The following is a 12,558-nucleotide window of genomic DNA, read 5'->3' on the forward strand; positions in this document are numbered from 1 at the left end:
CGAGCAGTCTACGTCCGGGACCGGAGGCGGGGTAGGGACCCGCCGGCTGCCCGATACCGGACCGGTCCCGGCGTGGGGGAGAATGCGTTCATGACCAAAGACGATCTTCGGCCTGTCTACTTCCTTTCGGACAGCACCGGCATCACCGCGGAAACGCTCGGCAACACTTTGCTGACGCAGTTCCCCGCGAACCACTTTGACCGCATCACGGTCCCCTTCATCACCACGGTCGAACAGGCCAGGACGGTGGTCGGCACTATCGACAAACTGGCCGCCACTGGCCTGCAGCCGATCGTCTTTTCCACCGCGGTAAGCAGCGATATCCGCCAGGTCCTGGGTACGTGCCAGGGAATCATCGTGGATCTCATCGGGACACATGTCGGACAGCTGGAGCGGGCCCTGGGTTCGCCGGCCAGCGGCGAACCCGGCAGGGCCCATGGCCTGGGCAATGCGGAGCGGTATCAATCCCGGATGGCCGCCGTCGAATACGCCATGGAACACGACGACGGCCAAAGCCTGCGGGCGCTCGAAAAGGCCCAAGTCATCCTGGTGGCGCCGTCCCGCTGCGGAAAAACGCCCACCACCATGTACTTGGCCCTGCAGCACGGCATTTTCGCCGCCAACTTCCCGCTGGTGGACGAAGACTTTGAACGCGAAGGGCTCCCCAAGCCGCTGAGGCCTTTCGTTGAGAAGTGTTTCGGGCTCTCCTCCAACCCCCTGCGCCTGAGCCAGATCCGCACCGAACGGCGCCGGGGTTCACCCTACGCGTCGCTGCGGCAGTGCGGCTTCGAGCTGCGCAGCGCCGAACAGCTGTACGTCTCCCATAGGATTCCGTACCTGAATTCGGCCACGGTGTCCGTCGAGGAAATGGCGGCAACCATCCTGCAGCGGATGAACCTCAAGCATTAGAGAAAAGTTTCACAAACTTAGTGTGGCGCACGTCATGTGGAAAGTGCGCTGGAGACCTGTCACTGTGGACAGGACTTGCGCCCATCAACCGGCCATCGCCGCAAGCGGGGCGGCGCACTTGCATGCCATCATCTGCAAAGGAGCAGTAACTATGACGACAGACATCCTGTGGTTCTCAGAACTCGGACTCAAGGACCTGGACCGGGTGGGCGGGAAGAACGCCTCCCTCGGTGAGATGGTGCAGAACCTGACCTCCGCCGGCGTCCAGGTTCCCGACGGCTTCGCCACCACCGCGGATGCCTACCGCAACTTCCTGGCGGATTCGGGCCTTGACCAGAAGATCGCCGACCGGCTTGTCGGCCTGGACACCGATGACGTCACCGCCCTGGCAGCCGCCGGGCAGGAGATCCGGGCCCTCATGCGCGAAACGCCCTTCCTGCCTGACTTCGAAGCGCAGATCCGGAACTCCTACCAGCAGCTGGTGGACAAGCACGGCGGCTCTGAGGACCTGTCCTGGGCCGTCCGTTCCAGCGCCACGGCGGAAGACCTCCCTGATGCCTCCTTCGCCGGGCAGCAGGAAACCTTCCTGAACGTCCGCGGCATCGAGAACATCCTGCTCGCCATCAAGGACGTGTTCGCGTCCCTCTACAACGACCGGGCGATCGCCTACCGGGTGCACCACAAGTTCGAGCACGCCGAGGTGGCGCTCTCGGCCGGCATCCAGCGCATGGTGCGCTCCGACGTCGGCGCCTCCGGCGTCATGTTCACCATGGACACGGAGTCCGGGTTCCAGGACGCCGTGTTCGTCACGTCCTCCTACGGCCTCGGCGAGGCTGTCGTCCAGGGCGCCGTCAACCCCGACGAGTTCTACGTCTACAAGCCCGCGCTGCAGGCCGGCCGGCCCGCAATCCTCAAGCGCGGACTGGGCGAGAAGGCCCTGCAGATGACCTACACGAGCAGCCGCGAAATCGGCCGCACCATCGACTTCGTGCCGGTCGAGGCGTCCCTGCGGAACCGCTTCAGCCTCACTGACGACGACGTCGAGCAGCTCGCCCGGCACGCCGTCGCCATCGAGAACCACTATGGCCGCCCCATGGACATCGAATGGGGCAAGGACGGGATCGACGGCGGCCTGTACATCCTGCAGGCGCGCCCGGAGACCGTGCAGTCCCGCCGGGCCTCCGGCAGCCTGAGCCGGTTCCGGCTCAACGGGACCGGCCGGGTGCTGGTCGAGGGCCGCGCCATTGGCCAGCGCATCGGCGCGGGCAGCGTCCGCATCCTCACCGCGATCGACCAGATGGCCGCCTTCAAAACCGGTGATGTCCTCGTCGCCGACATGACCGACCCGGACTGGGAACCGATCATGAAGCGTGCCTCCGCCATCGTGACCAACCGCGGCGGGCGCACGTGCCACGCGGCCATCATTGCCCGGGAACTGGGGATTCCCGCCGTCGTCGGCACCGGGGACGCCACCGATGCCCTCTCCGACGGCCTCGACGTGACCGTGTCCTGCGCCGACGGTGAAACCGGCGTGATCTACGAAGGGCTCCTGGACTTCAGCGTCGAGGAAACCGAGATCACCCAGCTGCCCGAGGCCCCCGTCAAGGTCATGATGAACGTCGGCACCCCGGAGCAGGCTTTCACGTTCGCGCAACTGCCCAACCACGGAGTGGGCCTGGCCCGGCTCGAATTCATCATCAACCGCCAGATCGGCATCCACCCCAAGGCACTGCTGAACCTCGACGAGCAGCCGGCGGACGTCGCCGCGGAAATCCGTGAGCGCATCGCCGCGTACGAGAGCCCGCGCGACTACTACATCAAGCGCCTGGCCGAGGGCGTGTCCACCATCGCGGCGGCGTTCGCGCCGGAACCCGTGATTGTGCGCATGTCCGACTTTAAGTCCAACGAGTACGCCAACCTGATCGGCGGGCCCGCCTACGAGCCGCACGAAGAGAACCCGATGATCGGCTTCCGCGGCGCCTCACGCTACCTCGAGCCGTCCTTCCGGGACTGCTTCGACCTCGAGTGTGAGGCCCTGTCCTTTGTCCGCAACGAGATGGGCCTGACCAACGTCAAGCTGATGATCCCGTTCGTACGGACCCTGGACGAGGCCCGCGGCGTTATTGAACTGCTGGGGGAGAACGGCCTCACCCGCGGCGAGAACGGCCTCGAGGTGATCATGATGTGCGAGATCCCATCCAACGCGCTGCTCGCCGATGAGTTCCTGGACTACTTTGACGGGTTCTCCATCGGCTCCAACGACATGACCCAGCTGGCCCTGGGCCTGGACCGGGACTCCGCGATTGTCTCGGGCGGCTTCGATGAACGCGATCCGGCCGTCAAAAAGCTCCTGAGCATGGCCATCGCGGCCTGCAAGGCGCGCGGCAAATATGTCGGCATCTGCGGCCAGGGTCCGAGCGATCACGCGGACTTCGCCGAGTGGCTGGTCGAGGAAGGCATCGATTCGGTCTCCTTGAACCCCGACACCGTGGTGGACACCTGGCTGCGCCTTGCCGGCGCCACAGCCGGCCCGGCCGTCGAGGCAGGCGTCGGGGCCGGGGCGAACTGACAGCCGCGGCGTCCAAGTAAGACAGGCCGGACACCCGCCGGGCAGCACGGACTGAGAATTCCAGACCGTGCTGCCTGGGCGGCCGTTCCGGCGTTGGAAGCCGCACGGGCGGAAGGCCTCAGGCGCTCAGCTTTCCAATCGCGCTGCTTTCAAGGTTCTCCAACAGGTGCCGCGGATTGTCGTAAACTTCGGCGGCACCGGCCTCCCGCAGCTCGGCTTCGCTGATTCCGCCGCAGGTCAGGGCAATGGCGGGAACTCCGATTGCCGCGGCGGCCAGCACGTCCCAGACGGCGTCGCCAACAAACACGACGTCCGCCGGGCTGAGCTCAAGCTTGTCCAGGCACGCCAGCAGAATGTCGGGAGCGGGCTTGCTCTCGTCGGCGTCGTTGGAACTGGTCCACGCATCGATGGACGTGCCGGCGTCCAGGAGGCGCCGGGCGACGTCCAGGTCGCGCTCCTGCGCTGATGATGCCAAACCCACGGCCAGCCCGGCGCCGGAGCATGCGGCCAGGAGGTCCCGGGCAGAGTCGAAGGGGCGCAGGGAAGGCCAAAACGTGGAGAACACGGCGCCGTGCGCGGATTTGAGGTCTTCCTGCATGTCCGTGGTGCACCCGGGGACCAAGTGTTCGATGAGCTTGTCGCCGCCCATGCCGACGCAGCGGTGGATAGCCGAGATCTGGATGTCCAGCCCCTCCCGCCGGAACGCCTGCCACCAGGCAAGGGCATGGAAATAGCTGGAGTCAATCAAGGTCCCGTCGACGTCGAAAAGGACCCCGCGTTTCTTTTCGGATTTTGAACCTGGCACCATTGCTACCCCACCTTTGGTTGAGGGCGGCCGCATGTGCCTGACCAGGCAACGGCTCGGCCCATAACGGATCTTTCCAGACCGGCGTCCGAAGTACCTGTCAAAGACTTCTCAGCGTCCACGATCAGAACGCCGCCACCACTCTGCAGCGAGTGCTCCAACTCCAAATGTCCGGCCACTTTAACCTCCTCGACTCTGCTGGAAGCTTGCATAGTAAGACTACTTAATGCAGGGGAATTTTCGTGGCGGCGTGCATGCAGCGGTCGTCGCCGTGGGGGAGTGGCTAACGACATTTAGACCATGCGCCTGCCTCGATCCCGGCGAGGCCCCAGGCCGGGTACTTGCGCGCCAGGCTGTTGAACAGCGGCACTGCGGTCCGGTCAGAGAAGGGCAAAAAGTGTCGGGTACTTGAGTGCTTTCGTGCCAGAATCCTCACATGACCAGGGAACGCAGTGAACTGAAGAGCATCGGATATGAGATCTTCATCGGAATCCTTTCGCTCCTGTCGATCGTCAATCTCGTGCTCGTGTATGCCGCGCGGGAGCAGTCGCTCGACACCGTGCTCGAGGTGATGAACGCCCTTTTCAGCGTGATCTTCCTCGCCGACTTCCTCTACCGGATCCTCACCGCGCCATCGGCGGGCGCCTATTTCTTCAGGCACTTCGGCTGGGCCGACCTGCTGGCCAGCATGCCCTTCGCGCAACTCAAGTTCCTGCGCATCTTCCGGCTGATCCGGGTGTACCGCCTGCTCCGCGACGTCGGCATCCGGACAATCGGCCGTGCACTGAGCAAAGACCGGGCCGGCAGCTCCCTGTACATCCTGCTGCTCATGGGCATTTTCGTACTGGAATTCGGAAGCCTCACGATGCTCCGCATCGAGCAGTATGCGCCGGGGGCCAATATCACGACGGCCTCGGACGCCATCTGGTACACGATCGTCACGATCTCGACAGTGGGATACGGTGACCAGTATCCGGTCACCGGTGCCGGCCGTATTCTCGGTGCGGGCATCATCGTCGTCGGTGTCGGCATCTTCGGCACCTTCACCGGCTACCTGGCCAACTTCTTCCTGGCTCCCCGGAAGAAGGAACCCGCACCGCCCGTCGATGCGGCCAACACCAGCGCGACGGTCGAAGGACTCCGCCTGCGCCTCGAAGAGTCCGAAGCCAAGCTCACCGAGATCAGAAAGCTGCTCACCGAGCCAACCTAGCTGGGCCTCCCCGGCCCGGCTGCCTGCCAGGGTTCTTCGCCGAACCAATGACTTTTGGCACTGCCCGTGTGTGCCTGCCGGGGCAAGAGTCGGACCTTCGCTACCGGTTTGGCCAGCGCCCCGGTCCGGGTGCGAAAGGCCGCTTGCCTTTGACGGGTCGGTCCTGCCCCACACCGTCCGGAGACAGCGTCCGGTGTCAAGGCCGTGAACGTGGGAGACGAGAAGTTCATCGAAGCCGCTTCGTCCTGATCGGCCGACACGACTCCAGTGAACCCTGCGGAGGGCCGCAAGGCCACGAACCGACATGCCCGGGCATCGCTTCGGATCCGCGCGAACAACTCCACTCTCGGCTCCATCCACCAGGGTGCCGGCGAGTCACGAGGTGGGGCCAGAAATAACCGCCTTTCCGTGCGATCCAAACCGGTCATAACCACCCGGGGCAAATCTACGCGTCCCCTGCCACATTGAGCCGGAATGCGTGGACCGGAGGGGAGAACGTCATCAGCACCGGACCCCACGACGTCGTCTGCACAGACCGGGACGAGGATCATTCCGGCGTAGCCCGAAGGCGATATGCCGCCCGTGCAGGTTCCCCTCCCACGAGCCCGCGCGCCACGGCGCCGTGGTCCGGACGGGATTAGCCCTCGGCTTCCGCTTCTGCCTCGGCCATAGCCTCGGTCAATTCGAGGGCGAAGCCCAGGGCGCTGGCTAGGTTGCCGGTTGCCGCCACGATCCGGGGGGTGCCGACGATCGGGGCAACAGCGATCAGGATGCCCTGGATGTCCTCACTGGTGATGCCGACATCCATCGCGGTACTGGCATTGAAAAAGTAGGACGCGGCCGGGGCGTCGACGGCGGCGAGGGCAGCGATCCGGGCCAGCATTAACTCGCGAGGATCAAGCGTCGAGCGTTCAACCGATACGGCGGTGAGGTCGGCGAGGGCGTCCAGGATCGGGGTTTCTTCTTCGGCCATGGCCATGTCTCCATCTGGTTGCGGTGATTGTATGGCGAGTGGCGCGACCGGGGCCGGTCGCTGCGACTCGACATCAACGTAACCCTCGAAAGCGGAGGACGACATCACCCCCATGGGATGAACCGATGCTCAGCCCGCCGTGGCGGCCGCAGCGCATCGACAGGAATCTTGAATGCAAAGCCCCCGATTCTGCCTACCCGCCGGTCAAGCGGAACGGGAACGGCGCCGGATGGCGCTGAACGGCAGGAGGATAAACAGGGCGAGTGCCAGATAGCCGAAGACGGCGATGACTGGCTGGACCAGCCCAATCAGGATCATGGCGACGTACACGCCCAGCGTGGGCGTTAGCCGTTTGGTGAGGGTCTTCACATCCTCATCAGCCAGATCCGGGCGCACGAGACGCGCGCGGACAGCATATCGCCAGGTCACCGAAATCATGATCATCGATAGGAGCAGGTTGATGCCGTAGACGGTCGCCGCGATCCGCTCGGGCCCGGCTTCGTGGATGAATTCGGCCAGCAACTTCGTCGGAAACGGCAGGAACGAGACAACCAGGAGCAGTAACAGGTTCAGCCGCACGAACACCGAGTCGGCATGGTCGAGGTATTCGGTGATAACGGTGTGGGCAAACCAGACCGCCCCAATCGTCGAGAAGCTGACCAAGTAGGCTAAGTACGACGGCCACAGGTCGACCAGCGCGCCGACGAGGTTCTCGTGGGAGCCGGCAGGGACCGAGATCTCCAAAATGAGGAGCGTTATCGCGATGGCGAACACGCCGTCGCTGAATGCTTCCATCCGCCCGGTCCGATAGGCAGACGGCCGGGGTTGCGGCTGCGCGGCACCAACCTGGTCATCCATGGGACAAGCATGGCAGCCGCTTCTTGACATCCGGCTCATCCGCAACGAACGATCTACTTGATGCGCTGCCCGTGGGGCAGCCACGCCCCATGGCCGATTTCGGCCCCACATATGACGGACTCACCGACTCCTACGTTTCATCCAGACCTTCTTCCAGCCGACACCGTAACGGGTATATCTCTCGGCATTGGGGCCGACGGATACATCGGGCTCAAATCCTTTTGGGCGGGTCAGCAATTGTGCGTCAAAGGCGACCTCGCTACTTGGCGGCTACCGAGAAATGATCCCGCCGCACGCTCGAGGCCCGTCTGTTACGGAGTCCGATGGCCGGCGATCGGTTCATCCCGCGGGGGTGATGTCTCCCTGGGACGTACAGGGTCACTTTGCAGACGGGCCGGGCCCCTCGCCCGTGCCGTCGGCTCGGCACCCAACACCGAATCCAGATGGAGACATGATCATGGCCGAAGAAGAAACCCCCGTCGTCGACGCCCTCGCCGACATCACCGCCGTGTCGCTCGAACGCTCCACCCTTGTTCCCCGCGAGTTGATGCACGCCCGTATCGCGGCCCTCGTCTCCGTCGACGCTCCACCCGCCTCCTACCTGCTCAACGCCGGTACGGCGGTCGACGCCGGCGTCACGGCAGATGATGTCCAGGGCATCGTCATCGCAGTTGCGCCCATTGTCTGCACTCCCCGGATCGTGGCGGCAGGCAGCAAACCTCGCCATTGCGCTCGGCTTTGTCATCGCAGTGGCCGAAGCCGAGCTCGAAGCCGAGCTTGAGGCTGAAGCCGATGCCCCGGCCGAGGACTGATCACGCCAAGCGGTACTACGAAAGGGACTGCGGGAGCGAGACATGACCCAGCGAACCTACCCTGAGGGTGTACCGTGTTGGATCGACACCGAGCAGCCCGACGTAGAGGCGGCCGCCGAGTTCTATGCAGGCCTCTTTGGCTGGACGTTCGAGGACGCTGTGTCGGCGGGCGCGCCAGGCCGATACTTGATTGCCAAGCTCGATGGCCAGGACGTCGCCGGGATGGCGGACACCCGGGGTGCCGCGACATGGAATACCTACGTATCCGTCGAGGACGCGGATACCGCAGTGCAGCGTTTGGTCGCTGCCGGCGCTACGGTACGGTCGGCAGCCGCAGACGCTGGAGAAGGCGGCCGCAGTGCGGCGTTGACCGATCCAGGGGGCGTCGGGATCCGCATCTGGCAAGCCAAGCGACGCTTAGGGGCACAAATGGCCAATCAGCCGGGGTCCTGGAATTTCAGTGATCTCCACACGCCTGACCCCGGCGCGGCCATCAAGTTCTATGAGGACGTGTTTGGCTGGCAAGTCGACGACCTCGGCTTCGCGATGATGATCCGCAGGCCCGGTTACGGTGATCACCTTGAGGCGACAATCGATCCAGGCATCCGGGCGAGGCAGTCAGTGCTGGCCCCTCCACCTGGCTTCGAGGATGCGATCGCCTGGATCGCGACCACGGCCCCCCGACGAACTGCCGCACTGGCACGTCTCGTTCACCGTTGCTGACCGGGACCGGACAGTGGTTGATGCGAAGCGACTCGGCGCCCAAGTCGTTAGCCAAAGCGAGACCGAGTGGACGCGCACGGCACTGATCCGGGACCCCCAGGGAGCGGAGTTTACCGCCAGCCAGTTCACGCCCCCGTCGCCATGAGCGCTCCTTCAATAGAGGCGCCGGGTCAGATGGCGGCAGCTATGGGACGAACGTTCACCCGGTTGGCCCGGCAAGCAGCTTTTTGATCTCGGTGAGCTTGGCTTCGGACTCTTCGAGGCGCTGACGGAGTCCTTCGACCGTCGCGGGTCCCGTCCCGGCGGCATCGACCGGCGGTGCGGGATTCTTGGGAGACAGAAAGAAGTTGGCCAGGTAGCCGGTGAATGTGCCGAAGATGCCGACACCGAGGACAATGATGCCTGCCCCGATCAGACGGCCCGGTTCGGTGACCGGATACTGGTCACCATATCCGACTGTCGAGATCGTGACGATGGTGTACCAGATGGCGTCGGAGGCGGTCGTGATGTTGGCCCCCGGGGCGTACTGCTCGACGCGGAGCATGGCGAGGCTGCCGAATTCGAGCACGAGAATGCCCATGAGCAGCAGGATGTACAGGGAGCTGCCGGCCCGGTCCTTGATCAGCGCGCGGCTGATCGTGCGGACGCCGACGTCGCGGAGCAGGCGGTACACCCGGATCAGCCGGAAGATGCGCAGGATCTTGAATTGCGCGACAGGCACGCTGGCCAACAGGTCGGCCCAGCCAAAGTGCTTGAAGAAATAGGCGCCGGCCGATGGCGCGGTGAGGATCCGGTAGAGGAAGTCCGCAAGGAAGATCACACTGAAAATGGCGTTCATCACGGTGAGCACCGTGTCGAGGTACTGGTCCTGCACGACATACAAGAGCACGAGATTGATAATCGACAGGATCGAAAGGATACCGATGAAGATCTCGTATCCGGTGCTCTTCAGTTCACTTCGTTCCTTGGTCATATGAGGATTCTGGCACGCAAGCAACGGCGTGGCTGACGCTTTTTCAGGAGTAGGGTTTGATTTGGCAGACGAAGGGGTCCACATGAGCTACAAATATCGAACTGTCCGGGTTCGCGGCACTGACCTGGTTGGAACCATCGCGCGCAAACACGGGGGCGCGCCTGAGATCTACGAAACCTCGAAGGACCCGAGCACCTCGGTCGTGCCGGTGTTTTTCCAGGCAACGGGTGAGGTCCGATTCTTCGACAGGTCAATGCTTGAGGACGTCGTGACGCCGGCCAGCTAGCAGCGGTGTTACACCGCTCCTGTAAACGGAAAAGTCGCCCTGGCGCCCATCCCGGCCGCATGATCCCCACCCCTCCATTCGAAGCGCAGGGCCGCCCAGAATGGCCTTTTGCAGGGGTGTCCGCAGGACGTTGACACTGCTCAGGGCCGCGAGGAGGATTTGTTTTGGGGGGCCTCTTCGAAAGGAGCCCTAAATGCCGTGGCATGTCGAGGGTACATACTTTGAGAATTGCAATTGCGACATGGTCTGCCCGTGTACGGCGACAGGACAGACGGCACCGGCGGACAATGACCGCTGCAACGTGGCCTTGGCCTTCCACGTGGAAACCGGCGAAGTCAACGGTGTCGACGTCGGCGGTCTGACAGTCTGCGTCCTCGCCGATACCCCGGCCCTGATGAGTGAGGGGGGCTGGAAGGTCGGTCTCCTGATGGACGCCGCCGCCTCCGCCGAGCAGGCCGAAGCGCTCGGTGCAGTCTTCGGCGGCCAGCTCGGCGGACCGATGGAGGGCCTCGCACCCTTGATCGGTGAAATGGCGGGCATGGAGTCCCTGGAGATGGCCTACGCCGACGACGGGCGTGTCCACCAGGTGCGTATTGGCAGTGCAGTCGAGATGGTGGTCGAGGACTTCATGAATCCATTTGATTCCACAGGGCGGGGAGTGAAAATTAGCGGGGTCGGATTCCCGGCCGACACTCTGGCAGCCGGCACATCCAGCACCGCCCGCGTCGACGTGTTCGGGATGACCTGGGATAACGCCGGGAAGAACTCCTTCTCGGCCCCCTTCGCCTGGTCCGCTTAGGTGCCGGGCAGGAGCCGCCTGACAGCTGGCCACCATGCCGGAGAATTGGCGCTGATCGGGTGCGCCGCGCTGGCCTGGTACCTGACGTTCCTAGGCCTTTCCGACATGTCCACGGGCCCGGGAACGATGGGATTGAGGCTCTGGGGTTTCCTGGCGGTGTGGACGCTGATGATGGCAGCCATGATGTTGCCGGCGCTGGCGCCCCTGACTTCGACGTATCTCAGATCCATCCGCGCCGTGCGCAGCCGCCGGGTCAGGGCCATCCGGACAACGGCCCTGGTAGGCGGCTACCTTCTGACATGGATCGGATTCGGCGTCGTGGCCTACGCGGCCGCGGCGCTCGCCGGACTGCTGGCTGAGAACGCGGCGGACATCGCACCCTGGGTGGGTGCCGGAGTCCTCGTGGCGGCCGGCGCCTACCAGCTCACCCCGCTGAAGGACTTTTGCCTCAGGCACTGCCGGTCGCCCATAGCCTTCCTGTTGCACGTGTCCGGGTACAAGGGCCGCTTGCGGGACGTCCGCGTCGGCATGTACCACGGCGTGTACTGCGTCGGCTGCTGTTGGGGGCTCATGGTGGTGCTGATTGCCGTGGGCGTGATGAACCTGGCGTGGATGGCCGTGCTCACGGTAGTTATCTTCCTGGAGAAGACATGGAAATACGGGCCCGCCTTCAGCCGGATAACCGGTGTCTCGCTGATCGTTTTCGCGCTCTTCGTCCCGGCACACCCGGAGCTGCTGCCCGGGCTATACATGCCCGCACCCATGTAAGGGACGCTGACCGTCGTTTTCGAATGACAGTCCGGGGACCGACATCGGCACGGGCCCCCGCGCCGTCATCGCTTCTACGGCGTGCCCCCGTGGGCGGGTCGGCGCGAAAACAGCGTGCTGACCAGCCGGACCCCAAAGCCCTCGTCCAGCGGCTGGCCGCTCAGGAAGAACCGGTAGTAGATCGGCCCCAGCAGGAGGTCGGTGAGCATCTCGGCGTCGACGTCCGGGCTCAGGTCTCCTCGGGAGATGCCCCGCTCCACCAGGAGGCGTACATCTGCCACCCGGCGGTTCACCACCCGCTCCCGGTAAGCACGCGCAAGTTCCGCACGTGATCCGCGAATCCGTGAAGCGCGCCCCGGCCCTGGACGTGGAGCGGATCGATGAGGTGGTGTTCGGCAACGCGAACGGCGCGGGCGAGGAGAACCGCAACGTCGCCCGGATGGGCACCCTGCTGGCCGGGCTGCCCGTCTCGGTCCCGGGCACCACGGTCAACCGGCTCTGCGGCTCCTCCCTGGACGCGGCGATCATCGCCTCCCGGCAGATCAACACCGGCGACGCCGAACTGATGCTGATCGGCGGCGCCGAATCGATGTCCCGCGCCCCGTGGGTGCTGCCGAAGACCGAGAAGCCCTACCCGGCCGGGGACCTGACCCTGGCCTCCACCACGCTGGGCTGGCGGCTGGTGAACCAGGCCATGCCGGCGGACTGGACCATCTCCCTGGGCGAGGCCACCGAACGGCTCCGGGAGAAGTACGGCGTGACCCGCGAGCAGCAGGACGAGTTCTCCGCCGGCTCCCACAACCTCGCCGCCGCGGCCTGGGACGAGGGTTTCTACGACAACCTCGTCGTCCCGGTCCCGGGCACGGACCTGGT

14 protein-coding genes and 1 pseudogene are annotated in these 12,558 nt (G+C 64.6%); 10 read left to right on the forward strand and 5 right to left on the reverse strand.

What is annotated here, in order from left to right; genetic code table 11:
• The first annotated feature begins 90 nt into the window (after positions 1 to 90).
• Together AC1DBX_RS16840 and ppsA are read left to right on the forward strand one after the other, a co-directional pair.
• Positions 91 to 909 carry a pyruvate, water dikinase regulatory protein gene (locus AC1DBX_RS16840; protein WP_476871978.1) on the forward strand — a complete coding sequence of 273 codons (819 nt, stop codon included), beginning with the start codon at positions 91 to 93 and terminating at the stop codon, positions 907 to 909.
• 151 nt (positions 910 to 1,060) lie between these two features.
• Positions 1,061 to 3,478 (forward strand): phosphoenolpyruvate synthase, encoded by a 2,418-nt coding sequence (ppsA, locus tag AC1DBX_RS16845; protein WP_476858701.1) that lies wholly within the window; start codon positions 1,061 to 1,063, stop codon positions 3,476 to 3,478.
• Positions 3,479 to 3,596: 118 nt separating this feature from the next.
• Here ppsA and AC1DBX_RS16850 read toward each other — a convergent pair whose 3' ends face one another.
• Positions 3,597 to 4,286: an HAD family hydrolase gene (locus AC1DBX_RS16850; RefSeq protein WP_476851138.1), complete on the reverse strand. Its 690-nt coding sequence runs from the start codon at positions 4,284 to 4,286 to the stop codon at positions 3,597 to 3,599.
• A gap of 433 nt (positions 4,287 to 4,719) precedes the next feature.
• On the opposite strand from AC1DBX_RS16850, the gene AC1DBX_RS16855 reads away from it, so the two are divergent.
• Complete coding sequence (locus AC1DBX_RS16855) at positions 4,720 to 5,493, forward strand: ion transporter (protein ID WP_476932285.1); 774 nt, start codon at positions 4,720 to 4,722, stop codon at positions 5,491 to 5,493.
• 637 nt (positions 5,494 to 6,130) lie between these two features.
• On the opposite strand, the gene AC1DBX_RS16860 is transcribed toward AC1DBX_RS16855, so the two are convergent.
• Together AC1DBX_RS16860 and AC1DBX_RS16865 are read right to left on the reverse strand one after the other, a co-directional pair.
• Positions 6,131 to 6,466, reverse strand: a complete 336-nt coding sequence (locus AC1DBX_RS16860) for a carboxymuconolactone decarboxylase family protein (RefSeq protein ID WP_476851136.1) — start codon at positions 6,464 to 6,466, stop codon at positions 6,131 to 6,133.
• 204 nt (positions 6,467 to 6,670) lie between these two features.
• Positions 6,671 to 7,324, reverse strand: coding sequence for a TMEM175 family protein (locus AC1DBX_RS16865; protein ID WP_476857362.1), 654 nt, complete (start codon positions 7,322 to 7,324; stop codon positions 6,671 to 6,673).
• Between the two features lie 457 nt (positions 7,325 to 7,781).
• Here AC1DBX_RS16865 and AC1DBX_RS16870 point away from each other — a divergent pair, with 457 nt between their 5' ends.
• The 3 genes from AC1DBX_RS16870 to AC1DBX_RS16880 all read left to right on the forward strand — a co-directional run bounded on the left by AC1DBX_RS16870 (position 7,782) and on the right by AC1DBX_RS16880 (position 9,004).
• Positions 7,782 to 8,105, forward strand: a complete 324-nt coding sequence (locus AC1DBX_RS16870; protein ID WP_476932286.1) for a carboxymuconolactone decarboxylase — start codon at positions 7,782 to 7,784, stop codon at positions 8,103 to 8,105.
• 73 nt (positions 8,106 to 8,178) lie between these two features.
• Positions 8,179 to 8,859 carry a VOC family protein gene (locus AC1DBX_RS16875; protein ID WP_476932287.1) on the forward strand — a complete coding sequence of 227 codons (681 nt, stop codon included), beginning with the start codon at positions 8,179 to 8,181 and terminating at the stop codon, positions 8,857 to 8,859.
• The gene (locus AC1DBX_RS16880) at positions 8,786 to 9,004 is read left to right on the forward strand and encodes a VOC family protein (protein ID WP_476932288.1); all 219 of its coding nucleotides are present in this window, start codon (positions 8,786 to 8,788) and stop codon (positions 9,002 to 9,004) included. Before AC1DBX_RS16875 ends, AC1DBX_RS16880 begins: the two co-directional genes overlap by 74 nt.
• 54 nt (positions 9,005 to 9,058) lie before the next feature.
• On the opposite strand, the gene AC1DBX_RS16885 is transcribed toward AC1DBX_RS16880, so the two are convergent.
• A complete protein-coding gene (locus AC1DBX_RS16885; protein ID WP_476857359.1) occupies positions 9,059 to 9,832 on the reverse strand; it encodes an ion transporter in 774 nt (257 codons plus the stop codon).
• 82 nt (positions 9,833 to 9,914) lie between these two features.
• Here AC1DBX_RS16885 and AC1DBX_RS16890 point away from each other — a divergent pair, with 82 nt between their 5' ends.
• From AC1DBX_RS16890 to AC1DBX_RS16900, 3 genes are all read left to right on the forward strand, one after another.
• On the forward strand, positions 9,915 to 10,118 hold the full coding sequence (locus tag AC1DBX_RS16890; protein ID WP_043435465.1) for a hypothetical protein: 204 nt from the start codon (positions 9,915 to 9,917) through the stop codon (positions 10,116 to 10,118).
• Positions 10,119 to 10,311: 193 nt separating this feature from the next.
• Positions 10,312 to 10,917 (forward strand): DUF1326 domain-containing protein, encoded by a 606-nt coding sequence (locus tag AC1DBX_RS16895; protein WP_476932289.1) that lies wholly within the window; start codon positions 10,312 to 10,314, stop codon positions 10,915 to 10,917.
• 45 nt (positions 10,918 to 10,962) lie between these two features.
• The gene (locus AC1DBX_RS16900) at positions 10,963 to 11,685 is read left to right on the forward strand and encodes a DUF2182 domain-containing protein (protein ID WP_476932290.1); all 723 of its coding nucleotides are present in this window, start codon (positions 10,963 to 10,965) and stop codon (positions 11,683 to 11,685) included.
• 74 nt (positions 11,686 to 11,759) lie between these two features.
• On the opposite strand, the gene AC1DBX_RS16905 is transcribed toward AC1DBX_RS16900, so the two are convergent.
• The gene (locus AC1DBX_RS16905; protein ID WP_476932291.1) at positions 11,760 to 11,966 is read right to left on the reverse strand and encodes a TetR-like C-terminal domain-containing protein; all 207 of its coding nucleotides are present in this window, start codon (positions 11,964 to 11,966) and stop codon (positions 11,760 to 11,762) included.
• Between the two features lie 44 nt (positions 11,967 to 12,010).
• Between AC1DBX_RS16905 and AC1DBX_RS16910 the strand changes: the two are divergent.
• A pseudogene (locus AC1DBX_RS16910) lies at positions 12,011 to 12,558 on the forward strand (thiolase family protein); the annotation flags it as partial.

The sequence above is a fragment of the Arthrobacter sp. 10N44_2 genome (genome assembly GCF_056394385.1).